Raw genomic sequence first — 26,241 nt, 5'->3', positions numbered from 1 at the left:
GGATTCCGCCCCGCAGCCATCTCAGCGCCGCTCGTAGCGAGCCTGAGGGGCCTCTAGGCGGCAAGACTGACGGGTCTTGGTCGAGGGATAGTTTGGCGTTCTTGTCCGGTCCGGCTGACTGGAACAGACGCGCACCCGGTGCTTCAACGTCGCGCCGCCGCCACGAGTTCGATCAGTTGTCCCATCGGAAGAGGCGTCTCGTCACCTGATCCAGTGGGTGGAGCCCCTAGGACGCGCCGCGCGAACTCCTCGTGAATTCGCTGACGAGTGGCGGAGTCGTCAATGGTGGCAATGAAGTCTTCGAACGAGTCCATTTGAACCTTGATGGAACGGGCCCAGTCCGCTGTGAGTCGGTGGGAGGAACCGAGTCGAGCCACGTACGCCGACAGCCCTCCGATAGCCAGAACAATCGCAGCGTGCGCAAGGGCGTCACCCCAACCGGTGGTGCCTGGACCCAGTCTCACGCCGACAACCCCGGCAGTAATCGCGAGGACAGACGCGCCAGCGCGGAACAACCAGCTTGCGACTCCCTGTTCTCGTGCCAACTTCTCGAAGTGACCGGACAGTTCGGCTTGGGCTTTGCGACTCGTTAGTTCCCTGATCTCTTGCTTCAGTTGCTCTAGCGCGACGCGGTCCTGTTCGACCCTGAGCGCTACTGTCTGTGCCGCCTCTAAGGTCGACGCGCCACGCCGCTCTAACTCGGTTAAGAGCCGAACGTCGTGGATGTGTCGGTGCAGGTCATCGAATCTGGCTACGTGCGTCCTCTCAAACGCAAGATTTCTCCGCTCAGCCTCGCCCGGCTTGTGACTGGTGGGAAAATCAAGCCAGTGCCGAGCGAGATTCAGCACGTTGCTTGTCCGATCCTCCAGCCAGTGCAGGATCTGCACGTCTGAGGCCCACGCATGTTCGTCCTCAGTCGGAAACTCATCGATCCCAAACGCGAACACATTGTTCCTTGCATAATCGAGCAGGACGCCCGCCAAAGGCTGAGATTCATTGGCAGGGTCGAGTAGGTGCTTCCAAGCAAAGTGGTGAACATTGAGCAACAAACGCACTGTCGGAGAAACCGAGCGCTCTTCGAGCACGGTGTCCACGGCTTGTCGGAACTTTTCTAGTTCCGTGTAGGTCTCAGGCGCTTCTTCATGGTGAGCAGTCACAGTGGCACCGTAGTCCGACGGTGACGGCAACGCGCCCTTTTCCCTCGACCCCTAGCCGCAATGGCCCATGACCGTTCCCGTTCTCTCTCGGTAGAGCCACACAGGGAACACGCTCCACGCCGCCAGGAGGCCCTAGTGGCGATCGTTGAACTGGGCAAGGACTCCGGCGCCGCGCGCTCCCCCGCCTCCTCGTGACACCGCTACCTTCGCTCCTGACTGCCAAGGAGCAGCACCGCAGTCCGTGTGACCGTCGCGGCTGTGACGATGCATCGCCGTTCCTCTGCACACCTATCTCACTTGATTCATCTAAGCGGGCGATGGCATTGTGGATTTAGTCAGACGGGTTTCGAGATGCGCGTGATCAAGAATTGCCATGCAGTCACCTGCACGGTGGCGTAGTGTCGCTGCCGAACTTACCGATCCAGCCAGCGATTGGGTCCGTTATCGAATGGACTAACCGGGTAGTCCGCGACTGCATTGAGCTGTGCAGTCCGTTCTGCCACGGCCTCTAGAAGATAGTCCTCTTCAACGTATGGCTCCGTGGCCCAGTTGGCGGTGAGCATTTGTTCAGGATCAACGCCAGTCTTCCTCATGACCGCGCCAGACAGGTTGACGTCCGTCAGGTCCACCATCGGAAGTGCGGCTGAAGTCAAGTTTGCCGCCCAAAAGTCCGATCCTGCCATTTCGCACTGCATGAATGTTGCGCTGCGCAGGTCCGCCAACTCGAAGGTGACGCCCCGCAGGTCACAACCAACAAACTTAGCAAACTTCAAGTCGGAAAAGTTGAACTTGGCCCTTCGAAAATCGACGCCCGAGAACGTCGAGTGACTAAAATCTGCTGACCAAAACTCGACACCCCGGAAATCAGCGCCCGAGATCTCTACTTCTCCGACGCTGTGCCCAGCGAAACTGATCGAAGTTTGCGGCTTTGGGGACAGGCGACCAAGTACCTGCATGGCTCCAGCCACGTCGGCTGGAGCCCGCTTCGCTGGCAGTTCATAAGTTGGCGCCTCTGTTTGAGAGAACCGGAGACGAGTAAGCGACCGCGCCGCCGTCCGGACTCGTCGTCTTCCGGACCTCAAAAGACCCGAGGGCCAGAACCGCACCCGCCAACGAGATTTCAATGCGTGGTTTCGGTTGGCGGCTGACACGAAGGTCATCAGGAGATTGCCAATAGTATCCCGGTCACGAGGAGAGTCGGCGTAGATACGTTCGAGGGCATAGATTCCGCCAAGACGGATAGTTTCACTCTCGGCGGCCAACTGCTCGACGGCCTTGGTGTATCGATCGGTCACGTTCGCGTCACGGCTGGCCGCCAGTTCCCTCGTGCGAGTGGCCTGTCCGTGCCCAGCGACCACAGCTGCCACGAGCCCCACGACCAAGGCAGCGGCTGGCACAGCTACTCGCGACGCATCGCCCCAGTGGACAGGATCCTTGCTAAGCCACGGACGAGCTGCGCCCGTGGAGATCACGCCGGTCGCGTATATCGCCAACCCAACGAGTACCACGCCGCCAGCCATCGCAAGTACCACATCTGTGGAGAGCGACCGCTCTCCTTTCAGTCTAGTCACCCCGGAACTCTATGCCTCCCCGAGTCCATGGCATACCGAGACCTGACTTCTTCGAGAAGGGAAAGAAGCTGGACTATTCTGAACAGGCCGAGCCAGAGTTCCGGGGTCTGAAGGAAGTGAACGTGCGGCAAGTGGTCCTGGCTGCTACCGAACTGGGCGCTGTATTCAATCCCGACCTGTCCATTGTCTGCGTTGCGCTGTTGCGGCACTTCGAACTACGTCGGCCGGTCCGATTGATCGTCTAGCATGCAGGGCATGACGAGTGAAACGACGTACCGTGGCATAGGCAACTGGGATGCGCCCTTTACTCTCACAAAAGTAGCGGTCGCGAGACAGAGAGAGTCGGAGCGCATAACCGCATCGGTTCGATGTACGGAGCCGCCCCTTTCTTGGCAGTCCTATCGCGACGGCGCTCCTTGCCCAGGATGCCTGCTGCCCTATCAGGATCCCGAACCTTGGGAGTTCAAGGGAACTATGCACATGACACTCAACGAACTTCGAGTGTGGGAAGGTGAGAGAGCGCGTTTCGATTCCTTGCACCAAAGTTGCAAAACGGCGACGTTCCACATGGCAAGTTCACTCACTCTGCATTGCGTGAAATGTTGCCCGATGCCGCCTCTATCCCCGGACGTCTTAGAATCGCTCCAACGAGAGCGAACCAAGCCGACGCCGGACCACGACCTGGTTCGCTGGAAGCTCCGGCTCTTCTGCGGGCACGTCACGGAGCGGCGTTCTCACAAGACGTACAGGTCAGCCTCCGATGCGTTCGGTGGTGGCACGACTTGCGACGAGTGCGGCCTCTATCCGGCTACCGTCGTCGACGCGCTGCCCCTCGGGCCGGTCGAGGTCAAATCGCCCAAACCGTCCGGCGCCGCCTCCCGGCCAACACGCTCTCAGCTCGAAACTCGGGTTCGGCAACTGGAGGCTGAAGTCGAAGCACTTAGGGGACGCGACCCAGGGAACTGAGATTTTGGTGGGCGATAAGAGGTTGAATCAATCGCGATGTTTGGGATCTCTGACCAGGTCGGCATCAATGCCCTCACGGCGTGCCACTATGAAGAAGCCCTGCTCGGTCTCAGGGTCGTAGTGAACAACTCCGTCGACGTCGGCTAGGCCTCGTTTCCACGTGTCCAGTTGCGCCTGCACGATGGTGGTCAGTTCGTGCCCGGCCCTGCGTCTCCGCTCTGCTCGAAGCATGTTGTTAGCGTGAGCCCGTGAGTGCTTGGTGGCAACGTCCCAAGGAATCAGTTCGCCTTCCCAGACATATCGGGGCTCCCACCCTCGCTTGATCCGAAGGTTCGAGAACGCGGATGGTGAGATCTGGATATTGTATCGACGCGCATATTCTTCCGTCATCCAGCGGTAGGTCTTGCCCTGCTCAAACCACCGACGAACTTCGGTCTCATCTTGAATTTTTCCCACGACACCCGTCCTCCGAGATGTCTGCGGTGCGTCGAGGTGACGCCCGCCTGCCGACCTATGTCTAGAGTATTGCACCATGGGCGGTCGGTCCCACCGTCCGTCACGAAGGAGGCTCCAAGTTGGTCTCGCGCCGAGTAGTGACCCGATCCTGCGACATGTGCGGGCGCACGCCTGCCGAATTCTTCAGGATCACTGCCGACCGCGTCACGCACGAGGTCGACCTATGCATGACTCATGCGGCGCCTCTGCGCGATATCATGGAACGGTCCTCGCGAAACTGTCACACTGAAGGCAGCGCCTTGCAGGCGGAGAAGAGCAAGGGTCGGGATGATGGCGGAGATTCGCAGTCACGGCCGCGGAGGTCGCGCATGAAGTTAACTACCCTGGCTGAGATCGAAGCTCAGAAGCGCTCATCTGAGTAGCGGATGGTGGTCCTTGGGGGTCATTGAGACCTCCTCTGCCCAAGAGGGAAATCGTTCGAGCGGCCCGTGGCTGCTCAGTAACAGAACACGTCGCCCGCTCCGGCGATGTCCAGCTGCACTCGGTGGGGTAGGTACTCCCACGAGGCAAATAGTGACTCCTGCCGTCGTTTCCGTACCACCTCTTCTTGGAGTACGTCCACTAAATCGAGAAGATAGCTGACATCGTCCGCGGCGTACGCTACCTGCGAATCCGTGAGGGTGGTGGATAGCCAGTCGGACCGCTGTTCATTCTTGGATATGTCGACGCCCAGGTGGCGTTTAAGCACGGGACTGAGACTATGCTCGTGATGCGCGAGGGTTGGCGACAGGATCTTGGAAGCGATCTTAGTGCAGCCCAAGTTGTGCGGTCTTACCGACCACTGATAGGTCATGAATCGAAGGTCAAATGGCGCGTGATGGAAAATCTTCTGCACGTCGGGAAATTGTAGAAGTTTACTCAGACGTTCGGGAACTTCGCCTCGGTCAAGAAGTATGACATGTACTTTTTCCCGGTAGGCGATCTGACAGGTGCCAATCTGGTTTTGCCGCCAGTTCAAGCCGGACGTCTCTATGTCCCACGCGACCCTGCCGGAGTCAACGACTTCATCAAAAGTTTCGGCGTCGATGTCAGCATTTGAAATGAGGATCTGGCGGTTCATTCCGGTGCCCCACGTGGCGGGGAGGGCAATGCAACGGCACTTTGCGCCGCAATGACCTCTATCTCGTCGTGAACAAACTGCCAAAGACTTCCGGTCTTTACGACAAATGTGGGCACGTTTGAACGGCGCTCACGCGAGTGTGAGTAAAGTGTGAGAACTGCTTGCCCATCGAACCGATAGCAGCTAAAGACAAGGTCTCCTTTTCGAACATGGATGCTTAGATCTGCGCCGCCGGTACCACGAAGTCGACCGAACTCCGAGATTGCTTCCTCTACTTTTGTCCGGACCTCGGGCGGCTTCTTCCCAAACCTCTCACTAAGTAGACGCATGGTCTGGGGGTCTCCAGGGTCGGGCAGAAAAACTCTTATCTGGGCTTTCGGGTTAGCTGCCAGTTGCTCAAGACGACTCCAATGCGCGTTGCGCCAGGTGCTTGCGTAGGCGACGACGATATCGACTTTGGTTGCGCCAGTCATGAGGTCGTCCCACGGCACAGTGTCAAGATAGGCGTCAGTAACGTGCTGGATCCCCGACTTCTGTATGTCTGCGCCGAGATTCGCCATAGCCATCACCTCCGAGGCGAGGGATCGTTTGCCAAACAACTCCCAGGCGGCTGAGATAAGCGTTGTCGCGACGACAACGCCACCCATGTTGGAGAAGACCGACTGCCATGTCGGGTTCAACGAGTACGCCCCATCCCGCGCCGCGAGCCACAGCAGAAGAACGCCTACCGCCAGACCGCATGCCGAGTAGAGCGCGACGGACTTGTTCGTACCGGCGATTAGGCCCTTCAAGCGCTCTCCCAAATTCGACGTTGTCGTTCGGAGATCCTATGGCTCCGCGAGCGCTTCGGGGGCTACAAGCACGTGTCTGACATGTTCAAGGAGTCAGCGGGTCAGCTCGCACGAGGCAACAGGGGCAGCGGTCGTAGAGGGTGTGACGCCACCACTCTCGACGCAAGAAACGCCCCCACCGTCCCGAAGGATGGTGGGGGCTTCTTGTTGCTGCTACCTACTCGTCGTGGGGGCCGGGGCTCACGTTGCGATCGGCAACACCGAGCACCGCCGAGAACACTCCTACCCACAGCAGGGCCAGCTCTCCAGTGAGTAGGCCGTAGCCGACGAGCACTGCCGTCAGTGCCAGTGCCACGCGGTAGAGGTACTTCCGCTGGGCCGGGGTGAGCTTGTCGACGATCGCTAGTACGTTCTTCACTCTACACTCTCCTAGTGTGGGGTAAGCAAGGCTCTACACATGCCCTCAGGCTTGCGAGGATGCGTTCTACGGGGCCGCGAGGGGCGGGGTGGCAGGAGCGCCCGCTACCGCTTCGATAGCCCGCCACATGGCCGTCTGCTCAGCCAAGCGAGACTGCCGCTCGGACTCCGAGTCCGTCATGTGGTTGACGATCTGCTCTTGCAGCGTGTTGAGACGACCGTGAATGGTCTCCATCTGGGCGAACACCTGCGTGGTGCGCTGGTCGTTCACCGCGAGCTGACTCATCACCTCTTCGATGTGGGCCAGACGTACTCCGAGTCCGGGGATGGGCGGCGCTAGCGACATGCCGGTGGCCGGATCGATGACGGCCTCTCGACCTACGAGCGCCACCAAACCTCGGTTGAAGTTCTGTATCGGCTCGCGGACCTTCTTCTTGATCCAGACGAACAGCCCCGCCAGCATGATCACCGCAGCCCCTACCGCCGTGATCCATCCGGCGTGAGCCTGAATGGCGGTGGCGATAGAGAGTGCGGCTACCAACGCGGTCATGTCCCGATGGCCGTCCAACGGATAGCGATGGAATCGGTAGACACCACGTTATCTTTCTGACGGACGCCAATCGTGGTGTGGACAGTGCTGGTCGTTCCACCAACCACCACCCAATACCCTCCGCCACTGAAGGCCGTAGCCTGCACGATCGGGGGAGAGGTGAAGGTCTTGGTGAAGGGAATGTTCACCGTTCCCGAGAGGCCGCCAGTAATGTCGATAGTGGCAGTGCCCGTCTCGATAATCGGCACGGCCCCGAAGAGGGCCTCCAGTCGGTCGGCAAGTGCGCGGGTGTGTGCAGCGCCGTCCTTTACGGGATCGGAATCCTCGACGTAGGGAATGTCAAAGTCTTCTGTTGTTCCAGGCATAACGTCTCCCGCCCTACGTCAAGTCGCTGTAGGTGATCAGAGGGTTGATGTTCGAGTAAGTGATGAGCGGATTCAGGTCCGCGTAGGTCATGCGGGTCTTCACGGCGTAGTGCCGCTCAATGGCGGAGAGTCGGGTCTCCAACCCCTTTACGCGGCGACGCATGGCGGACATGGCGTTGAAGCCAGCAGGATCGCCAAGCACCACACCGTGACGCACTCCCTGAGAGCTGACGCGCAGCGAGCGACCGGAGACGATGGAGACGAGTTCCTGTCCGTCCACCACGACCGTCACCTTGTCGCCCATGCCCCAGTCGCGGCCGAAGAGAAAGGCGGAGTCGTCGTTGACCGTGATCTCCGCACTCACCTGCGCCACGCCCTCGGAGGCGAGGAGGTCGATAGCCGACTTGGTGAACTCTTCCTCGTCAAGTACGTAAGCCTGATCAACGAAGCGCTCTACGCGCCGTCCCCACGCCTCGCTAGCGGCCACGGAGTCCTCGGTGGTGACTGTGGTCCACAGGCGGTCTAGCGACTCTTCCTTGGCCCCCACGATCGCGTGTGTGGCCGTTGGAGCGCCCACCGATACGCGGTAGCCGTCCAGGCCCCGGCCGATCGTCAGACGCACCTCTGCGGTGCGGTCTCGCACCTGCTCCACCTCGAAGGACAGGTGGTCGCCACGCTGCACGAGCTGGAACGAGAACTCTCCAGCGGCCACCTCTGCCAGCAGATCTCCGAGGTTGTCGAAGCGTGCTGTCTTGGTGACCACCGGGCCGCGCAGGCGGTTGGTGCTCTGTGCCAGGCGATTGACCCGACGAGCCAGTGGAGCGGTGGGGCCACAGTTCGCCATTGCGAAGCCGTGAAGCACGTGCTCGATAGGCCCCGTGCGGGAGTCGTACTCGCTGCCCTGGTGCTCGGTGTCGTCCGTGCTGGGGTCGGGGTAGGCGAGGCGGTCGAAGAGGTGGATCTCGTCCGACTTGCCGTTAAACTCGACCGTGCTAGGAGAGTCGGTGCTTGCCGAAGTGGTGGGCTTGTCCGTGGGGCCCGAAATAACCACTCCGAAGCGGTCGGTAATGCAGATGCCGGAGCCGGGGTTGAGCAACTGCGGCACCATCGGGTGATCCCTGGGAAGTCGCACCAGCCACGTGCCAATCCCGTTACGAACGAGGGTTACCTCGAAGTCCATCACCTGCGCTTCGATCACACCCACACGGCCGAGGCTCAGGTTGCGAACCTCGACCGTGTAGTTGGCTGCTGGCGAGAGCGTGTCTCGCGGGTAGGAGATGAAGGACAACTAGATCACCAGCCAGTCCCGCACCGTCCAGCGGCAGCGAATGAGATCGGGCCGCTCAGGGATTCCCAGCGGCGTAGCGATAGAGACGGAGTTGTTGGGCTCGCCCGTCCACTCATAGGAGTAGTAGGCATCGTTGGCGTCGTCGCCCGAGAAGAACGCAGAGCCACCACCCACGAAGGGCTTAGAGATGGTGGCAGTAGCAATACGACCATTGAAGGCACGCCCACCCGTGACGGTGATGGTGACTACCTCTTCACCCTCCGGCACGACCACGCGAGCACGGAACTGCTGCTGCCCCTTGGTGACGAACGTGTAGAACCACGAACTGTCGCCAGCAGAGACACGCACCTGCACCGGCCACGAGGGGTTAGCGTCACGCGAGATGTTCAGGTCGAGGCCCACTGTCACCTCGCCAGCCTCCGGCACTGCGGCGTAGCCAATGGCGTTACCAGTAGTGCGCAGAGAGGGCGTGGGGCTGTCGAAGCCCACGAGGATCGACCCGGGGGAGTGGGTGTAGTTCGAGCCGATCCAGTCGAGCGCGTCGGTGAGGTTCGGGTTGAGCATGTAGTTGCGCTTCTCCCACGGCTCCACCTCGTCAACCTCCACCTCGAAGAGGTGCTGTCCCGGGGGAAGTGTTCCTAGTTCGGGAGCGGTGCCCATGCCGTCGTAACGGCTACTGCCGGTCTGGTCGTAGACGGCTCCAGTGGAGGAGTCGACGTAGAGGGTGTCCTCTACGGCCAGCTCGCCTTCCCACTCGAAGGAGTGGCCTTCGTCGTCTTCGACGTAGATCCGATTGGCGGGGCCTCGAAACTCCCACGTCTGGTAGGTGTCTGCGCTGCCCTCGTTGTTGACGATGAAGAGGCCGGGATCGCCAGCCTGTTCCACCGTCTCGGTTGCGTGGTACCAGTAAGGGTCTCCAGCGCGGAGGATGACCGTGGAGGACCACTCGTAGAGCCCTACGGTGTCTTCGCCGTAGGAGAACTCACCACCACCAGCGCGGATCACCTTGGTCCACACATAGGACTCCGTGTCGGTGTCGTGCACCTTGAGAGTCATCTCGCCAGCGAAGACGCGAGCGATCTGGTTCACCTTGTCGCGCAGCTCGGGACGGCTAGGTGCGTACACGTGGAGGGGGAGTTCGATATCCCGCATCTCCACCCGACGCGACCGAAGTCGCCCACCATCTCCTGCTCCCTCGAAGAACTGCAGGGAGACCGAGGGGAGGCCGAAGCCAAGCGCTCCCGCGATGGCCTCGACCCCCTGTCCCTCTTCGGAGATCTCGTGGAGGCTCAACGCCTCGGTGGCGTTCTCTACTGTGACGTAGACCGTCATGATCAGAATGCCTTCCCGATAGCAGCGAAGAGATCCTCTTCGGAGGAGATGGACTGCCCGGGGGCAGCGTTGTAGACGAGCGTGCGGTTGTTGATCGTCGTGCCGCCCGAGGAACTGGCTACGCCTGCGCTGTTGGCGCGAGCGGCAGCCATCGTGTTGGCACTAGCGGCGACCGTGCTGGACGTGGCCTGAGCCGCCTGCACCGCCTGGAGCAACTGGTTAGCGCCCTTGATGTTCGCCAGTGCCGCCGTGATGGTGCTGGAGGCAAGCTGGGTGTTCATGGCGTTGAGCAGCGCGTTGGCGTAGTTGACGATCTGCGTCTGGAGAGTTCCCAGCGAGGCGGTCAACTGCTTGACGCCGTTCTGCGCAGCAACCAGCGCGGGGCCGTACACCTGGTCGCCTGCACTGGCAGCGAACTGAGCGCCCTGTGAGGCGATCTGCTGCTGGAGTGCGGCCACCTGTGCAAGACCCGCCTGTCCGCCCTGGAGAAGGGCGCGTACGGTCGCTAGACCGGCCTCTGGGCCTGCGGCAGCAAGCTGCTCCAGCGTGGTGTTGTCGAGCCCCATCTTCTGGAGCTGCTGCATCGAAGCGGTGAACTCGGTTGCCCGGTCCCTCGCCTGCTGCATTCCCTTGATGATGCCGTCGAAGGTCTTAGCGCCACCGGACACGGGGTTAGCCATGCTGGTGTAGCCATCGACGATCGACTCGCGGAAGTTCTCGACCTCCGAGGTGAGGGAAGCGAGTTCCTGGCGAGCATCGGTGAGCTGCTCAGCCATCGCCTCAGCGAGCTTGGTAGCCGTGCTGAGGTTGCCGAGGTCGTCGCCAAACATGTTGGAAAGCTGCTTGTTCCGGTAGGAACCGGAGAACTTCTCCCCGAGATCCTTCCAGACGTTCTGCACCTGCGACATGAAGCCACCGACGTAGCTGGAGTTGCCCAACGTCTTTTCGGCAGCGGCGATGATGGAAGCGGACATCTCGGTGACGGCCTTGACGACGTTAGCCGTCTTGGCCTTGATGCCGACCTCCATGCCCTGAGCGAAGAACCCACCCACGACCTTCATCACGCGAGAGGGTGAGGCGATACCGAGAGCAGCCCTAGCGGCAGATGCCGCAGACGCGGCCATTGTTGCTGCTGCGCTCGCAGCGGCCCTGGCGGATGCCTGAATGCCCGCAGCCATACCGGCCGACAGCTGAGATCCCATCTTGGAACCAGCGCTGTACATAATTCCGCTCAGGCCGTTAACGCCCGACTGAAGCCGACTCGACGCGCCAGAAGCTGACGAGTTGTTGGTCAGTCCGGTAGTAAGACCCTTGCCCGACTTGGCCCCGATGTCTCGCACATACTTGACGAGGGGGTTGAGGGTGGCGGCGGCGCTCTTGGCAACTCCACCGAGGTTCGGGCGGAGGTTCTGAAGGCTGATCGCCTGGTCGCCAACGCCACGGATCTTGTCGCTGATGCCGTCAAGGCCCGACTCCTCGAACACCGTCGCAACGAGTTCGGGAGTGAGGTTGATGGTGTCGGCGTAAGCGGCAGCCTCGGTAGCGCTGAAGCCAGCCGCTACCGCGTTGTCGATGAACGCCTGACGGGAACGACCGATGATGCCACGCAGGTCTTCACTGCTGGCCCCAAGCTCGCCCTGGGTCTGGACGACCTGAAGGAGGGACTGGAGGTAGGCGTCAGCATTGGCGCTGGCGTCTCGTCCGATCGAGCCTGCGGAGATATCGAAGCCCTGGGAGGCGTCTGTGTTGCGGAGGGCCTCTAGGGCGTCGTAGTAGCCACGCAGCGCCTCGCGGGCGTCGAGCCCGGGAGTGAAGAGGTCGGTGAGCGACTGGTTGAGAGCGTCGAGTTCACCCTTGGTGTAGTTCGCTTCCCACCCGAGGTTGTCGAGTGCCGCGCCCACCTCTTCGGTGCGCCCCGCAACGGATCGCGTGCCAGCGGTGTACTTCTCGATCTCGCCGTTCAGCTCTCGCAGCCTGTCGGCAGCGATCTGAGCAGTGGCGTCACCACCCATGAACATCAGGTTGTCGCTGTTGGCGATACGGCTAAGCGCGTCCAGCTCCGTCATGGAAGAACCGATCTCACGAAGGATCGGGTCGAGCGAAGCGGCTGCCGCCTCTACCTCCTGGAGCGAGGCCCCCACCTTCGGGATCTCGATGCCAGCAGAGCGGGCGGCGTCAGCGATGGTGCCGCTGTAGCGCTTCCACGACTCCTCCTGGACGGCGAGCACTCGCTCCATCCGGGCGAAGTCTTCCTCCGCCTGGGTGAGTCCGTTGTTCGTCCACCCGTCGCCGGAGAGGCCGCTCTTGAGCTGGTCGAGACCGAGCTTAAGAGACTTGATCGGGTTGTTGACGGCGTAGGCCGCGCGCCCCCCGAAGGTGTCGAGCTGGTAGCCGCTAACGTCCCAGCCCTTATCGAACTCGGACCGCGCCTTGCCGATAGCGTCGAACTTCTCCTCGAAGGAGGCGGTAGTGCTACTGAGCGTCTGGTCGAGTTCTCCAAAAATCCTCTCGGCGTCAGCCCCGGCCTGCGAGATCCCAGCGAGCGCACCTGCCCCGGCGCCAATGGCTGCCGTGATGGGGCTGCCCATAGCGAAGCCCATGAGCGCGCCAGATGCGGTGAGCCCGAGCGTTCGCAGTTGGTCATCGGCGATGGATGAACTCAGCGCCAGACCAGCGAGACCGCCAGCCATCAGACCACCGTTGCTACCGAGCTTCTTGAGCGCTCCCGTGAGGCGGCTAGCGCCCGTAGCAGCGCCGTTGAGGCCGGTGCTGGAGGCGATGGTCTGCGTAGTGACGTTGCGCATGGAGCCGGTGAAGGTGGCGAGCTTGCTTACGATCGCGGGACCGAGGAACGAGGCCGCAGCGACGGTGAGACCGATGCCTCCGAGGGGGCCGAGAGCGCCTTCAGCGCCACCACCCAAGTCGCGTATCCCGTTGATCATCGCGTTGATGGGAGTGAGCAGCCCGGTAAGGGTGTCGGCTACGCCTCCGAGGATGCCGCCGAACGACTCCAGGGCGGGGCCAGAGATGGAGATAGCGCTCGTGAGCAACTGCCCCAACTGGTCTACCAGTGGAATGATCTTGGGGGCGAGGTCTGCCGCGATGTTGCCCGCAGTCTCGAACGCCGGAGCGAGAGACTTGGAGATGCTGACGGTGAGCGCACCCACCACATCAACAACGCCCGCGAGCCCCACAGCAAGTGGGGCCATCGAGGGAGAGAGGTTGGTGACAGCCTTCTCGATGTTGCCGAACAAGCCCTCTACAGAGCGCTGAATCTGCGGCTGGTCGAGAGCGTCGAAGATCGTTCCGAGGGCGTCCCCGAAAGCCCGCCCCGCCGAAGGAAGTACCGTCTCCATCGTGCGTCCGAGACGCTTCATGAAGGACTGGAACTCAGGCCCACTTCGCTCGGCAACGAGCGACATTCCTTCGTGTGCTGCATAGAAAACAGCGCTCATGCGGTCCTGGAACTGCACGCCGTTGACTACCTCAGCGACACCCTCCATCGTCTCGCGCATCGTGGAGAGAGTGGCTCCGCCACCAGCCTCCGCAGCACGCGCCAGACCGGCGAAGGTGGAGCCCGTGGCAGAGATAACGCCACCGAGATCCTTGAGGGCGGTAACGCCCTGGTCGATGAAGTTCGTCAGACCCTCGGGGCCCTGCTTAGCAAGCCACCCATCGAAGTCCTGGGTGATGTTTCCGAACCACTCGGCAAGGCGGGGGAGATATCCCGCTCCAACCTCTCCGAGCTTTTCGATAACGCCAACAAAGGAATCTGTGTACCTGGAGGAGACGACGATCGACTTAGCCAGGTCGTCGAACATTCCCTGGAGTGATCCGCCAAGAATGCCGTTAGCACTGTCTGCGAAATTGCCGAAGAAGGTTCCGAGGCTCTTGGAGGTGTCCTCCATGCCGCGAGCGAACTGGGGGAAGGTGTCGTCGATGAAGTTGCGGAAGGGCTCTTCAGCCTTGTCCCAGAAGCCCTGAGACATCGAGTCCTGGAGGTTGCGGAAGCGCTCTCCGACCTCAGGCAGGACGTCATTGAAGTCCTTCAGCACCGCGATGGTCGCGCCCGCACCGATCGCCAGTCCACCGAAGATGCCGGGGAGGGCTAGTGCCACTCCGGCGATGGAGGCGAAGGATGCGCCGAACGTGAGTACGTTGCTGGTGGCGGTGAGCAGGTAGCTGGAGAGGTTAAGCACTCCGAGGCTTACCGCAGCCATCTTCGGTACGGCCCGGTCGAGGTTGCCGATCCAGTCCGCGAAATCTGTGGCGACGCCACGGATGGCTCGTCCGCCAGAGAGGGCAGCGAGAGTGGCCTCTGCCTTAGCGATGCTGTCCTGTCGGACGTTCGCCACGATGTCTGCGATGCGAGTGCGGGAGACGGTGGCAAGGCGGGCCTGCGTAGTGCGAAGCCCCGCCTCGTTGAGACCGACCGTGATCTCAGCGTCGATGTTCTCGATAGCGCGCTTGAGCTTGCGCTTCTCTTCCTCGGTGACGTTGAGCTGAATGTTGATGGCGTCTCGCGCCACCCGCTCCGCCTCTACGAGGGCGTCGTGCACCTCACGCACAGCCTGATCGACGTTCGCTTCGAAGTCGATCTTGACGGGCCGCATGGACTTCTCGGCACGATCGAGCGCCTTCTTGGCGTCGTCACGAAAGTCTGAGGTATCGGGGATTACCTTTACGGCAACCCGACCGATAATCGTTGCGCCTTCAGGCATGTGTCACCTACTTTGCTATTTGATGACGGGAGCCTGCGCAGCGAACAGGCTGTAGATCTGCGAAAGGGAGCGAGGCTTCTTACTTTCCTCGCTCAGGCGCTTAACCTTCGGGCGCTCGATGTGGGGGAACTTCGGCTCCTTCTTCCAATGGATCGTCTTAGCGACGAGAATGGAGAGGAGGTCGTGCAGGTCGGCGGCGATATAGCGGTCGTATCCCCAGCCGTAATGCTCCTTGCCGCCAAGTTCCATGGCGTGCGTAAGAGAGGTGTCGGGCAGTCCCGCGATGTACTGCAAAACAAGAGAAGGGGGCTCCCCGTGACCTTCAATCGTCGCTACGAGATCAATCCCGTAAAAGCGACGGAGGTCAACGAGAAGCCCCTCTCCGTACTTGTTGATCAGAGACGCGAGACTCAGGCTTCCCCCGCCTGGGTCTCCTCCGTCCAGTGCGCCATCACCTGTGCCAGCTCGGTAAGGTCGCCACCGATCTCCTCAAGCAGTCGGTCGGCAAGATCCTTACGGTCCGACAGGGTGCGGATCTGGTGCTCCAGCGAAGCCCGCGTCTCGGCGGTGGTCTCACGGACCGGCTCGCCGTCCTCATCCACGTTCTTCTCGTCCTTGGAGAAGAGGCTGTCGCGCTCCTCGTCGGAGAGCTTCAGGGCGTTGCGAAGGTTGAACGTCTGGCCGTCAATCTCGAACTCGGCGCTACCAAACTTCTTCTTCGCGGCGTTACGAATGTCGTCAAGGGAAAAAGCCATTGTGCGGACTCCTAGCAATTTGCGGACTCTGCGGACTCGGGAAAGGGGTGTAGCCCCCACCCCCTCGGAGTCCGCTCACGAGGGGGTGGGGTGTCTCTGGTGTTGCTCAGGCCCTCAGATGGATCAGGAACCGAGCGGGAGCAGGCCGTAAGCCCACGTGTTCGAGCCGTGCGTCATGGGCCGGATCGAGAGGGGAAGGCTGGCGAGCGAGTCGGTGTCGGGGATCGACACGTCGTCGCCACGGAAGATCTCCGCCTTCGGGCAGTAGATGGCAAACGCCTGGTCGCCGTCGTAGAAGACCGCGAGGAACGAGGCGATCGTCGGAACGGGGGACTGGGGGATCTGGAGCAGACCGTCGACACCCACCGTGGCGTTGGAGCCGTAGTAGAGCTTGAGACCCGCCTCGTCCCACTGCTGAAGCGTGATGTTGAACGTCTCCGTGCGGTCGGCGCGCGTGGTGCGCAGCGAGCGCTTCTGGAGCGTCCCGATGACGGTCTCCTCGCCACCCTCCGAGGTAATCGTCAGGATCTCGTCGAGCGAGGTGTGACCGATCGCGGACCAAGGCGTGCCGATAGCCATAAGGTCGGCGGGCAGATCGGCAACGTCGGACTCGACGTAGGGGGCGGTGAAGTAGTTGCCGGAGTTGACAACGAGAGTTGCGGCGTCGTTAACGGCCACGAATTCCTCCAAGGAATGCAAAAAGCCCCCGCCGTTAGGCAGAGGCTTTGAATGGAAAGACTGAGTTGGTTACTTGATGCGAAGGCTCAAGTCGAAGACGGTTTCGTAGCGAACGACGCCCTTGGGCAGATCGGCGTATTGCACGGGACCAACCGCGCTAGCCCAGTCCGTTACTCGTCGTGGCGATTCCAGAAGCCGTACCTGAGTGAGATGGCCGTTACTGGTGGTCGTCGATACCGGCGTGTTGATCGAGTCGTAGAGGATGACGCGCACAGCCTCGGAGAGAATGGCGGCGTCAGAGTCTGCGTCGATGCCGGAGCAGAACGCTTGGATCGAGACAGCACCCGAGTCGATGAACCGCTTGTGCCCGGACCACTGACCCCAGTTGCTTGCTCGGCGTACGAGCACGATGGGGAAGGTGACTTCTTCGGGGATGAGCGACCTGACCGGAATGGAGTCGGGGAGTCCTGCGCGAAGCAGCGTCAGGCACACGTCCTCAAGGGGCGAGAACCGTGCCAGCTCGAAGATCTCCGGGGGGAGTGAGGTGGCGATGCGTGATCACCCCCTGTTCTTCGACGGCTTGACGGGAACGCCCGTAGCGCGGTGGAGGACGTAAAGCCCTTCCATGCCGCCCTTGCCGGTCTCCTCGTCATCCTTGCGCCCGTACTCGATGCTGAGAGCAGCCTTCTGGCCTCGCTCGTCAGACAGCACGAGGTACCGGTCGATCTCGCCGCTCTCGACCTCGATGGACGCATGGCCCTGATCGCGGTGCTGAGCGAGGAGTGCGCTTGCTGCGTGCTCCATGCGAGAGACGTGGCTGTCGAGAGCCCCTTGGACGGGAGCAAACTCCGCCAACCACTGCTCGAACTTCTTGCCCTTGATCTCGGGGTAGATCTCAGCCATTACGGACGCTCCCGAAGATCGATGGACCAGTGGCGGTTGTGTCGAGTGCCGTGGTGGTACGCGGGAGGATTGGCAACGTCCCAAGACTTGCCCATCATGTCGACACGACCCCACAGGCTGACTCCCTCGATGGGAGCCACTCCGATGCGAGTCATATTGATTTCCTGCTGCCCAGCAACCTCGGCCTGAGCCGAGCGCTGCGGGTAGTACCAAACACGTACCTGAACGGGGTTATCGAGGTCGGGAACCTTGTGTGGATTCCCCCTGCCGTCCATCTGCTCAGTGATGAGATAAACGGTTGCGTCGATTCCCCGGCGTCTCTGATAGACCACAGGGAATCACCACGGCTCGGTGTCGGAAGCGAAGAATGGGAACGTGCCACCTGTGCTGGTGGGAACGCGTCCCACAACCTGACGGCGAGGCTTGCTCTCCCAGGCGTAGACGCCAGCGGTGTGAAGACCACTGTGGAAGCGGCCAGCCATCTCGCCCAGACGCTTCTTCTCGCTAGCAGAGAACGTGGCAGAGCCAGCGTCCTCGCCCTTGTGGTCGCCCCACGAAACTGACTCGTCGCCAGCTCGGGAGTTGGTGTAGCCCTCGTAGTTCTTCATGTGCCGCACTGCGGCCTTGATGACGAGGTTGATCACCTGACGAGGCGAAGAGGCTTCGTCGACCCAAGAATCACTGCCGAAGTCGCGGGCGTCATCGGAGAGGTATGCGATAGCGCCTTGGCACTCTCGCTGCTCACCTTCGTCCATATCGAACGGCAGCCAGTCGGCCACCTGCTCTACGGTTGCAAGCGGGTCCATCACTCACCTCCTTCAGTAACGGGCCGGGGAGCGGAGTAGTTCTCCCCGGCCTCGTCGACTAAGGGGTGGGATCAGGCGCCGTCGCTCAGGCCGTCCGAAGACGTGATGCCCGTGAAGGTCGTCAGCTCCGTGTTGGCGACCTCGACCGAGTAGGCGTTGCCGACCTCGATCTTGACGCCGCGCACGAAGTGGTTCGCAGCGGTCACCTTCGGCTGGCCCGTGGTGCCGTCGAGCACAACCAGCGGGTCCTTGGTGACGTGGAAGGAGTGGTAGGCGTTGAAGACCGACAGCTCCTGCGACTTGCGGATCTCGAAGTCACGAACCCAGCGGAGCGCAACGCCGTTGACCGAAGCCGAAGCGCCGAAGGCGGCAGACTCGGGGACGCTCGGGGCGGCGGTAACGAAAATCATGCCGCCGTTGGTGAGGCCGTAGGACGTACCGCCCGTCAGCTCCTGGGCGCGAACGAAGTTGAAGCCGTAGCGCTTGAAGAGCGTGGCCTCCTTGAGCGCGGTGTCCGCATCGGAGTCCGAGATGTGCGAGCTGGACGCGAGCTTGTCGTCATCAAGCAGCATCAGCTCAAGGTCGGTGTCCGTGTAGATGGTGCGAGCACCCGGCACGAGGAGCTTGTCGAAGACCTGCTTGAGCCTCAGGAGCGAGTTGCGGAGCTTCGCCTGGTCGAGCGTGACGACCACCTCGTAGGGGGCGTCCTCAAGGGCGTCCGCAGCCTTCTTGTTCAGACCGCGACCGATGGCCTCGCCCTGCTTCGTGGCGAGCTTGGCCCAGCCGTCGAAGTCCATAGTGCGCTGCTCGTCGGTGAGGATGACACCCGAGTAGATGTCGTCGCCGAACGTAACCGGCTCCTTGCGCTCGCTGTACTCGTCGAAGATGAGCTCGGTCGAGCGGTTGTTGCGCCAGCCGTAGGTGCGGTAGGGGAGAACGCCCTCGACCTTGATATTGATCGTGTCGTCCTTCGCGCCCTTAAAGGGCTCGATCCCCTCGCGCTGGAAAGCGCCCGGGAGAGTGACGCTGGCCTCAAGGGCCGCAGCGGCGGTGGCGACAATGCGCTCGGGCTTAACTGGAGTGTGAGCCACTTAGGCTCTCCTTTCGAGAGCCCGAAGCGCAGTATATTACTCTACACTTCGGGAGGTAAGAATGAAGGGGGAAAGTCAGAAGCGATTGGATCGAAGGGCGCGGGCGGTCTTCACGGGGTCGAAACCCCCGCCGCCGTCAGCGCCAGCGAGCCCGCCAGAAAGGTCGGGGTCGTCGCTCTCGTCCGAAGGTGCGTACTTGGCAAGCTTGGCCGCGTGAGCCTCAAGCTCCTCGCGGGTGTCACCCTTGAGAACCTCACGGAGGTCGTCGGGGAGCTTGTGCTTGAGGGCAATGTTCTCGACGAGAAGGTTGTGGGTCTCTGCCGCACTCTCGGCCTGAGCCGCAGCGGTAATCTCCGCAATCTCCTCGGGCGTCTTGGCGTCGGCGTACTTGGCCTCCAGGGCCCGGTACTTGGTGCGCCAGTCGCCGTTCTCCTTGCGAACCTTGGAGAGCGCCTTCTTGGCGTCCTCGATAGTCAGCGTGAACTCCTCGTCCGACTCCTTGCCGGAGTCGTCGTCAGAGTTGTCAGAATCGCCCTCAGGGCCCTCGGAAGAGTCGCTTGAGGCATCGGTACCCTCGTCGCCTGCGGGAGCGTCAGAAGCCCCGTCAGAGCCGTCAGAGGACGTGTCTGCGTCGTCGTCAAGTTCCATTCGGAAGCCGCTATAGCGAGCCTTGTTCTCAGCGAAGACCTTCGCCAGGAACTGCTCCTGCTCAGTGGTGAGGGTGATGTTCGGGGATGCCACTAGTAACGCCTCCAGGACGCGTAGAGAGATGCCGCCTCCAGGGCGGCAAGGATGGTTTACAGATAGGTTCGTTTTCACGCAGCGATCTGTTGCGCCGCATTCCTCTCGCGGATTACCTTGCGGAACTCAGCGAGGGCGTCTGACCCCGTGTACTTGCCGCGAATGCGACTACGCCACAGGCCACTCATCTCTCGGGTGAAAGCGAACATGTCGCTATCCATCTGAGATTCGAGGAAGATGGGAACCGCTACGCAACGGCAGTTGTCGTGGTACTGGTCTTGCTCGTCAGAGCGTCCAGCACGAGCGGCAGTTGCCTGCTTGCGCGTCTTGTAGGCGAGGCCCCGAGAGATCAACATGGCACACCAACCGCACGGCTTTCCTGTGAGGGAGAAGCGTGCCCAGCCGATGATGCGGAGGTCGGTCTCTGCGAGGTTGTAGACAAGGCCCCTGGCGGCGTTCTGCGTGATCCGCATAGCCGCTGCGGCCTGACGGTTAGCCGCCTGCTCGAAAGCCTCCGAGATCGCCGCCTGGGCGTCTTCCTTGCCTTCGAGTTCGTCGAGCTTGGTTACGAAGTTTTCGATCCCGAGCGCGTCGAGCACTGTTGCTGCCTCTTGTTCGGAGGCTGCGTTCATGTCGTCGAGCAACTCGTCTAGGTCGAGAAGTTCTTCAAGCTCGATCTCGGCGTCTACATCGCCTGCATCTAGTTCCGGCTGGTCGTCGTAGGTGACGTTCTCTTCGTCGCCCCAGTTGGGAGCGACCTCTCCAACCGTCTCCACCTCAATGTTGTCGACCACCTCTTCGAACTCGCGGCGGAGCTGCTCAAGAGTGACAGGCCCGACTTCTCCAGGAAGTGAGGGAGCCACGCCTGTGCGCAACGCCGAAACGAGGCGGTAGTAGGCGACGGCGAGGTCTTGCGTCTCGCGGCGGATGCCTACGAGGTACTGCAAGATCCGCACCAGCCACGAGGTGTTCGTGACGGCCTGAGCGGTAGAGGGAACTTCCTCTCGGAAGATCTGTAGCGAGTCGACTGCCGAGGCGTTGCCGAGCTGCTGCAACGCCCAGTAGTAGACGAGTTCTACGCGGTCGGCCTCAGCCTGCCTGAGCGGCGTTGTCACGCAGCATCAGTGGCCGCACCAACCGCCTCCGAGGGCTGGGCGCCTGCGCGGAACGAGGGCCGGGTGCGATTGCTGGCGGCAGAGGTCGTCTGCGCCAGGGCGACTGCGGGGCTCTCGCTCTTCTTCTCCTCGTCCCACCACGCCAGTTCGTTGGCGTTGGTGCCGGGAATACGCGGCCAGAGGCCACGTGCAGGCACTCCGAGGTCGCGGAGCTTGAGAAGAGCGTCCGACGTCTGTGACATGGAGATGTTGGAGACGTCGCGCCACACAACCTCGCCAGCGAAGTCGTCTGCGCCCTCGTGCTCGCCAATCTCGGCAGCCACTCGGAAGACCCGCTCCCACGACTCTCCGAAGGACGACTTGAACTCGCCCACCTTGCGGAGCAGGGAGGTCTCCGCAGCGCTGAGCGCCTCTGCCGAGAGGTTCGAGATCTCACCGAGAATGTGGTGAGGGGGAGTCTGGGACAGCGCCGCCATGTGACGGAAGCCCAGCTCGATAGCGGAGATAAAACCGTCGAGCGGCGTCTCGTCGAGAGTGCCGAAACGGCTGTCGGGGTCTTCTGCGAACATGATCCGCTTGGCCGACAGGTTCACGCCGTCAGGAATCGGCTTGCCGTTGGCGTCAAGATCCGGCACCCAGTCGTCCACGTCTTCGAGACGTGAGGCGGGGTCGTCGATCGTGTTGCCGTTGGCGTCAATCGCCTTCATCTTCATGGGCGGAGCCATGCCGGTGACCGTGCGCACCTTGAAAGAGGCGAAGGTCTGGACGATGAGGAGATCGAAGACCGTCTGGTTGATCCGGTCCTGAAGCATGAACATTGGCTCGACGACGCCACAGGTGCGGCCCTCAAGGTCGACGGCAGCGGCGAAGCGAGTGACGGGAGTGCGCGAAGCACCGTGGCGCTTGCCCTCCAGGACGGTTACCGACTCACTGTCTCCGAGACTCTTAAAGCGAACCTCGTAGCGGAAGGTGTCGTCCCACATGACGGCCTTGCCCTTGTCGGACTCGCCATCTCCGTCGCTAGGCCAGCGCGTGACCGTGAAGGCCACGTAAGGCTCGTCGTCGTTAGCAGGGTCTTCATACAGAGCTACCGTCCGCAGGGCCGACAGGCCCCGTGAGACGACGCCTCGCTTGGCGTCCTTCTCGGTGAGCACGAAAGAGTGACCGAACTTGAGGGCGCCCCGGTAGACCGCAGACTGTCGGGCGTCGAGCCCTGACTTCTGCCAGTGATCCCACTCGGGAAGCACGATGCTCTCTGCGGCGTTCTTCGGCTTCTCCTCGCTAGTGTGACCGCGCTTGAAGGAGTCGACGAAGAGCATCTGAGCAGAGGTGCCGGTGATGAACGGGATGACGTTGGTGATCGCCCGGTGGGCGTGCAGCTTGTACTCCGCGTCCGCCAGGTCCGGCATGAAGGGGAGGTCTTGGTCGCCCTGCTCGTAGCGGTCGATCTTCTCCAGACGGTCTAGGTCGTCGTGGAGCACGGCCATAGCGCGGCGTGCGACCTTTAGCTTGTCTTTGACCGCCATTGGGCTCCTTCGATTTTCAGAGGAAATAGCCCCTGCCGGTACGCGGCTTCTTCTCGGTCTTCGCTCGACCGGTACGGAAGTCGTGATACGCCTCGTGCGCCAGCATTAGTGCGGCGTAGGCGTCGACCTTCTTGGGGGATTCACGTGACTCCTTGCCGAAGCTCACGCCAAAGTTGTTCTCTCGACGACGTGCGTTAAGTGCGTGACGTCGGAGTTTCGGATTACCGTCCGTGCGGATTGCCTTGTCGAAGACGGCTGCTAGCAGTCGCTCGTGAGCCATCGTGTTCTTCTTCTGAGAAGCGCGCATGTCCCATGCGATAGCGTGACGCTCGCTAGCCTTTACACTAAGCGTCTCGCGGTACTGCTCTGCCCAGTTGTCGATCTGCGACTCCCACTGCGCAACGTCGGCGTAGAAGCCTTGGACGTTATAGAGACGGAAGGCCAGGTGGACTTCGCTCTCCACGCGGTCTACGTTGACGTGCCAGCCCTCGCCAGCAGGGCCCTCGGGCTTCTCTTCGAGGCAGAGCAGGAAGACCATGCCGTCGTTGATCCTGATGGCTACGAGGGCCGTGGAGTCGTCCGTCTTACCACCGTCGAAGCCGAGAACGATCTTCTCTCCAGCTCGCAGGATCGGTTCGTCTTCACCAATCTGAGGCTCGATGGCAGACCAGTCGGCAGGGCCGATGAGGCTGTCTTCGTCGGCAACGATCTGGTTGAACCACATGCGGCGGTTTCGAGACTTGCTGATCATGGGGTCGTAGAGCGACGGGATTACGTCGTCCACGTTGGACCAAATGGCATCGCCCCGAATCTTCGGGAAGACAATGCGCATGGCCTCTGCGGTGAGTGGCGTCTGCGGGTGAGCCTCTACGGAGTCGTAGAGCATCTTCCCGTCGAACGTTCCCTCTTCCAACGCCTTCTCGTAGCCCTCGCGCATGATCTGCGCTACGGAATCCTCTCCGGGCTCGTAGGCGTTGGTGATGGCGAGGAAGCGGCCACCGACCTTGCGGGCGTTAAGGGCTGTGACCTTGTACATCTCGTGGCCCTTGTTCGCGGCAATCCAGTGCTGCGTCTCTCCGAGGACCGCGAACGTAACTCGCTTACCCTCTAGGGCTCGCGGGTTACTGGTAACGCCCCAAAGCTGCTGTCGGCCACCATTCGCACGGATGGACTCGACACCAGCCTGAACGTCATAGGTCTGCTTGAACGTCTCCGACATGATCGCCGCGAAGACGTCCATTGTGTTGCGGGACTGCGCCTGGTTGACGCCGATGATCTGCACGTAAGCCTGTGGGTGGGCGACGGCTCGCGGAGAGCCATCTGCGTTCCAACCGCCAAACTTCGACGGCCCACAGAGTTCAACGAGGGAGAGCACGGCAAGAAGTGGGTCCTTGCTCAGCTAACCCCAGCCCTTCATGCGCTGGAGAACACCGGTACGCCATGAAAAGCGCCCCTGCTCATCCACCGCATACCAATGGAGGATGAAGCGGAGTTGCTCTAGGGTAAAGGTCCAGTGCGTACCGTCATTCGCCAGCAGGTAAGTAGTTACCCACTCGGCAATCTGCCAGCCGAGAGTGTATTCGGGAAGAATCCACTCTCCGTCTTCGTTCTTCTGCCACGTCGGCCCAATGTAAGTAGGCTCCAGCGCTTCGATTTCCTCGATGGTCAGGGCTGAGATAAGGCTCACCCCCTCTCTCTAAGTCGTCGCCTCCACTCGACGAGGAGGCTGTCGTTCTTTGACCCATTGCACGGAGGGCAAGCGGGTAGAATGTTGGCAATTGCGTGGCGACCACCACGCTTAAGCGGAATCACGTGGTCGCGCTGTAAATCATCTCTGCGCTCATTGCAGTAAGCGCAACGTCCGCCAAGGCGGTTGACAAGGGCTCGCCATTCCGAATCGGGAAAGTGGCGGTAATCAGGATGGCTACGAATCCACTCGGCTCGACGGTCATGAGCACGTCGCCTACGCTCCGGATACTCGCGTCGATAGGCACGAGATCGCTCGACGTATGCCTCGCGGTTCCGGTCGTACTGCGCTCTTGCGTACTCTCGACGATGCTCGGCTTCACGCAGATACCGTTCAGCATCCTTGGCGCGGTGCCGGGCGACCCATTCTTCGTCTTCCCGCTGATCGACGTACCACTTCTTCGTCTTGCAGCTACGCGAACAGAATCGAGCGTCCCGACGCTTATGCGAGATGTCTACCTTGCATTGCTCGCACTCCCGCACGAGCGTCAGGATTCGACCACCTTCAGGCGGTTTCGGTAGTTGTCCATCTGCGCCACCGTCGCTGCGTTCTCGTCGGGCTCCGGGGAAGTAAGTTCGATGCGAACGCGCCTGCGGTCGCCCTCGGTAACGAGAAGGCTGGTGAGCGAGGCGAGGAGCGCCTTGAGCATCTCGGGGGAGCGCTTGTGGTACTCCTCGCCGGTCTCCCGATTGATCTTCGGAGACTTGTAGAGGGAGAGTTCCTCGCACGTCGACCAGGCGAAGGCCCAGTCGGAGTTCTGGAAGAAGTCGGCCTGGCCGGAAGAGACCATGCCGTCCCAGACCATGCGAGCGATGGGGTGCCAGTCCTCATCGGGCTCTGGCACTGCCACGGGGCGAAGCTCGCCCTTGGTTACTGCCTGCTGATCGCTGCCCTTGCGGGCTCGTGGACGGGCCAGTGCGTCTTCACGTTGGGGAATCGGTCCGGGCATCTGGCCCCTCCCTTCACTTCTTGGTCTTGGAGAGCTTGAGACTGTCGAGGTAGGCGATCTGGAAGACGAGACCCTCGTAGGTCTTCTTCATCCCGACCCGCTTGGCGTACTCGGCGTCAGCGCTCTTGTCGGCCCGGAGGGCGTCGAGCTGCTTGACGGTGAAGTAGGCCCGCAGGGGGGCGATCTGAGCCCAGAGGCCCGCGTGGGTGTTCTTCATGCCCTTGGGCGTAGCGCCCTTGCGCTGCTCTAGGTCGTAGAGCCGCTTGAAGGCGGCATTGACCAGGGGGCCCGTGGCGCGCTTGCGCGGGATCGGGGGAGCGACCTTGGGGATGATCACCTTGGGGCCGTCGTCGTAGCCGTTGCTCGCCAGGCCGTTGCGCCCGTTGGCCCACGCCACCACCTGCCGCTCTGCGGAGGGGTGGAGGTTCGGGTTGCCGTAGTCGATCGCGTGAATGTGCGGATCGAAGCCCTGCGCCTTGGTGCGATACCAGGCGACGAAGCCTGCTCGACGCAGCGCCTCTACGGCACGCTGTGGCGTGATGAGCGGCAGCAGACTCCACGAGCGAATGTCGATGACTCCGCCACCGTTGTGCGTCGCGGCGGAAGCCGCAGCGCCGCCAGTGCCCATGTACGAGCCCTGCACGATGGTGAGCTTCTTGCCAAGCAGGTACTCGGCGTAAGCCAGCTTTTCTCGGGTGGACTCGTCTACGCGGAGCCTGCGCCCCGAGGAGTCCTTGCCCAGTTCAACGATCGCCACTAGGGCCTCCTCGAAATGCAAGAAGCCCCATCCCGACTGGGACAGGGCTTGCGGTGATGTGGGGGCGAACCAACCGTGCAGAGTTGGCCGGGGCAGAGTGCTAGCACTTCCTTGCTGTGTCACGGGGTTCGCTGACACCTTGAACCCCGTGAAGACAACGAGCATCCAGTACTGCCCGACCTGCGACCGCCAGACCCGTCACGGGCGGATCGTCGAGAAGAACTTCGGCGGAGAGATCTTCGTCGACATCACGACTTGTGAGGACTGCGGTCGCGACTCCTGAAGGGAGGGCGACGGCGCAGAGTGCGCGGCCTCAGGTGAGGGCGACGTGTGTAGTGACGGGGTTGGTACGGGACCTACAGATCTCCTGGTCGAGGTGTTGTCTTGGTAGAACGTAAATGCCCCGCCTCGAAAAACAGACCTTACGAAGGCGGGAGGT

Annotated in this window: 27 protein-coding genes; 1 reads left to right on the top strand and 26 read right to left on the bottom strand. The window is 61.6% G+C overall.

Translation table 11 applies throughout. From position 1 onward, the window contains the following. Window positions 1-143 precede the first annotated feature (143 nt). From K329_RS30705 to K329_RS29300, 26 genes are all read right to left on the bottom strand, one after another. The gene (locus K329_RS30705; protein ID WP_157571560.1) at window positions 144-1,157 is read right to left on the bottom strand and encodes an AAA family ATPase; all 1,014 of its coding nucleotides are present in this window, start codon (window positions 1,155-1,157) and stop codon (window positions 144-146) included. A 413-nt stretch (window positions 1,158-1,570) separates the two neighbouring features. Then, window positions 1,571-2,452: a pentapeptide repeat-containing protein gene (locus tag K329_RS30175; protein WP_169721565.1), complete on the bottom strand. Its 882-nt coding sequence runs from the start codon at window positions 2,450-2,452 to the stop codon at window positions 1,571-1,573. Window positions 2,453-3,721: 1,269 nt separating this feature from the next. After that, entirely contained in the window at window positions 3,722-4,150 is a 429-nt protein-coding gene (locus K329_RS30170) for a hypothetical protein (RefSeq protein ID WP_084540975.1), read from the bottom strand. A 496-nt stretch (window positions 4,151-4,646) separates the two neighbouring features. Next, window positions 4,647-5,270, bottom strand: coding sequence for a ribonuclease D (locus K329_RS30165; protein ID WP_084540974.1), 624 nt, complete (start codon window positions 5,268-5,270; stop codon window positions 4,647-4,649). Further along, on the bottom strand, window positions 5,267-6,061 hold the full coding sequence (locus K329_RS30700; RefSeq protein ID WP_157571558.1) for a hypothetical protein: 795 nt from the start codon (window positions 6,059-6,061) through the stop codon (window positions 5,267-5,269). The genes K329_RS30165 and K329_RS30700 overlap by 4 nt, the downstream gene beginning before the upstream one ends. Window positions 6,062-6,278: 217 nt before the next feature. After that, entirely contained in the window at window positions 6,279-6,479 is a 201-nt protein-coding gene (locus K329_RS24560; protein ID WP_052336341.1) for a phage holin, read from the bottom strand. A 66-nt stretch (window positions 6,480-6,545) separates the two neighbouring features. Further along, complete coding sequence (locus tag K329_RS0104515; RefSeq protein WP_028472128.1) at window positions 6,546-7,028, bottom strand: hypothetical protein; 483 nt, start codon at window positions 7,026-7,028, stop codon at window positions 6,546-6,548. Then, window positions 7,025-7,393, bottom strand: coding sequence for a hypothetical protein (locus K329_RS0104510; RefSeq protein WP_028472127.1), 369 nt, complete (start codon window positions 7,391-7,393; stop codon window positions 7,025-7,027). Before K329_RS0104510 ends, K329_RS0104515 begins: the two co-directional genes overlap by 4 nt. 13 nt (window positions 7,394-7,406) lie before the next feature. Continuing rightward, the gene (locus K329_RS24555; protein ID WP_052336340.1) at window positions 7,407-8,681 is read right to left on the bottom strand and encodes a Gp37-like protein; all 1,275 of its coding nucleotides are present in this window, start codon (window positions 8,679-8,681) and stop codon (window positions 7,407-7,409) included. Further along, a complete protein-coding gene (locus K329_RS0104500; protein ID WP_028472126.1) occupies window positions 8,682-10,013 on the bottom strand; it encodes a phage tail family protein in 1,332 nt (443 codons plus the stop codon). It abuts the gene before it with no gap. A 2-nt stretch (window positions 10,014-10,015) separates the two neighbouring features. Beyond that, window positions 10,016-14,734, bottom strand: coding sequence for a GumC domain-containing protein (locus K329_RS29310; RefSeq protein WP_157571557.1), 4,719 nt, complete (start codon window positions 14,732-14,734; stop codon window positions 10,016-10,018). A 15-nt stretch (window positions 14,735-14,749) separates the two neighbouring features. Further along, complete coding sequence (locus tag K329_RS0104490; protein ID WP_052336339.1) at window positions 14,750-15,028, bottom strand: hypothetical protein; 279 nt, start codon at window positions 15,026-15,028, stop codon at window positions 14,750-14,752. Window positions 15,029-15,144: 116 nt separating this feature from the next. Then, window positions 15,145-15,489, bottom strand: a complete 345-nt coding sequence (locus K329_RS0104485; RefSeq protein WP_028472123.1) for a phage tail assembly protein — start codon at window positions 15,487-15,489, stop codon at window positions 15,145-15,147. A gap of 123 nt (window positions 15,490-15,612) precedes the next feature. Continuing rightward, entirely contained in the window at window positions 15,613-16,179 is a 567-nt protein-coding gene (locus K329_RS24545; RefSeq protein ID WP_157571556.1) for a phage tail tube protein, read from the bottom strand. 57 nt (window positions 16,180-16,236) lie between these two features. Next, complete coding sequence (locus tag K329_RS0104475) at window positions 16,237-16,659, bottom strand: hypothetical protein (protein ID WP_211225724.1); 423 nt, start codon at window positions 16,657-16,659, stop codon at window positions 16,237-16,239. A gap of 66 nt (window positions 16,660-16,725) precedes the next feature. Then, window positions 16,726-17,070 carry a DUF5403 family protein gene (locus K329_RS0104470; protein ID WP_028472121.1) on the bottom strand — a complete coding sequence of 115 codons (345 nt, stop codon included), beginning with the start codon at window positions 17,068-17,070 and terminating at the stop codon, window positions 16,726-16,728. A 338-nt stretch (window positions 17,071-17,408) separates the two neighbouring features. Then, entirely contained in the window at window positions 17,409-17,876 is a 468-nt protein-coding gene (locus tag K329_RS0104465) for a hypothetical protein (protein ID WP_028472120.1), read from the bottom strand. Window positions 17,877-17,947: 71 nt separating this feature from the next. Then, a complete protein-coding gene (locus tag K329_RS0104460) occupies window positions 17,948-18,967 on the bottom strand; it encodes a hypothetical protein (RefSeq protein ID WP_028472119.1) in 1,020 nt (339 codons plus the stop codon). Window positions 18,968-19,042: 75 nt separating this feature from the next. Further along, a complete protein-coding gene (locus K329_RS0104455; protein WP_028472118.1) occupies window positions 19,043-19,708 on the bottom strand; it encodes a hypothetical protein in 666 nt (221 codons plus the stop codon). A 74-nt stretch (window positions 19,709-19,782) separates the two neighbouring features. Further along, on the bottom strand, window positions 19,783-20,823 hold the full coding sequence (locus K329_RS0104450; protein WP_028472117.1) for a VG15 protein: 1,041 nt from the start codon (window positions 20,821-20,823) through the stop codon (window positions 19,783-19,785). Further along, the gene (locus K329_RS24540) at window positions 20,820-22,349 is read right to left on the bottom strand and encodes a phage portal protein (protein ID WP_043641999.1); all 1,530 of its coding nucleotides are present in this window, start codon (window positions 22,347-22,349) and stop codon (window positions 20,820-20,822) included. Before K329_RS24540 ends, K329_RS0104450 begins: the two co-directional genes overlap by 4 nt. Before the next feature lie 16 nt (window positions 22,350-22,365). Further along, window positions 22,366-23,724, bottom strand: a complete 1,359-nt coding sequence (locus K329_RS24535; protein ID WP_211225723.1) for a hypothetical protein — start codon at window positions 23,722-23,724, stop codon at window positions 22,366-22,368. Window positions 23,725-23,748: 24 nt separating this feature from the next. Continuing rightward, window positions 23,749-24,036 (bottom strand): hypothetical protein, encoded by a 288-nt coding sequence (locus K329_RS31410; RefSeq protein WP_211225722.1) that lies wholly within the window; start codon window positions 24,034-24,036, stop codon window positions 23,749-23,751. Continuing rightward, complete coding sequence (locus tag K329_RS32060; protein WP_169721564.1) at window positions 24,033-24,578, bottom strand: HNH endonuclease; 546 nt, start codon at window positions 24,576-24,578, stop codon at window positions 24,033-24,035. Before K329_RS32060 ends, K329_RS31410 begins: the two co-directional genes overlap by 4 nt. Window positions 24,579-24,583: 5 nt before the next feature. Next, window positions 24,584-25,045 (bottom strand): phage terminase small subunit, encoded by a 462-nt coding sequence (locus tag K329_RS0104430; RefSeq protein ID WP_028472115.1) that lies wholly within the window; start codon window positions 25,043-25,045, stop codon window positions 24,584-24,586. A 13-nt stretch (window positions 25,046-25,058) separates the two neighbouring features. Beyond that, a complete protein-coding gene (locus K329_RS29300) occupies window positions 25,059-25,802 on the bottom strand; it encodes a hypothetical protein (RefSeq protein ID WP_052336337.1) in 744 nt (247 codons plus the stop codon). Between the two features lie 148 nt (window positions 25,803-25,950). Between K329_RS29300 and K329_RS31875 the strand changes: the two genes are divergently transcribed. Then, a complete protein-coding gene (locus K329_RS31875) occupies window positions 25,951-26,085 on the top strand; it encodes a hypothetical protein (protein ID WP_281169793.1) in 135 nt (44 codons plus the stop codon). Window positions 26,086-26,241: the final 156 nt, after the last annotated feature.

Origin of the sequence: Nocardioides alkalitolerans DSM 16699, assembly GCF_000426525.1 — a bacterium.
GTDB classification, from domain to species: Bacteria; Actinomycetota; Actinomycetes; order Propionibacteriales; family Nocardioidaceae; genus Nocardioides; species Nocardioides alkalitolerans.
The sequence above is the reverse complement of the archived record's forward strand: the minus strand, read 5'-3'. Positions and strand labels throughout refer to the sequence as shown.